The sequence below is a fragment of the Erythrobacter sp. HI0063 genome (assembly GCF_001635685.1).
Taxonomy (GTDB): Bacteria; Pseudomonadota; Alphaproteobacteria; order Sphingomonadales; family Sphingomonadaceae; genus Qipengyuania.
On sequence record NZ_LWFF01000054.1, the window covers coordinates 1 to 227 of the forward strand.

Here is a 227-nt window from a genome sequence, read left to right on the forward strand (position 1 = left end):
ACACCTACGATTTCGAGCGCGGCGAACCGCGCGCAAAGGTGCTCGCGCGGATGCAGGCGGCGATGCAGAACTATCTCGCCGAAGCCTGGCCAAAGCGCGGGCCCGATATCGCGGTGGACACGATTCAGGAGGCGGTGACGCTTGCCTCGATCGTGGAAAAGGAAACCGGCGTCGCGAGAGAGCGGCGCATGGTGGCGGGGCTCTATTCCAATCGCCTGAAGGACGGG

1 protein-coding gene is annotated in these 227 nt (G+C 64.8%); it reads left to right on the top strand.

What is annotated here, in order from left to right; all coding sequences use genetic code 11:
• On the top strand, positions 1-227 hold a 227-nt coding region (locus A3736_RS02240; protein ID WP_197465463.1), incomplete at both ends, for an endolytic transglycosylase MltG.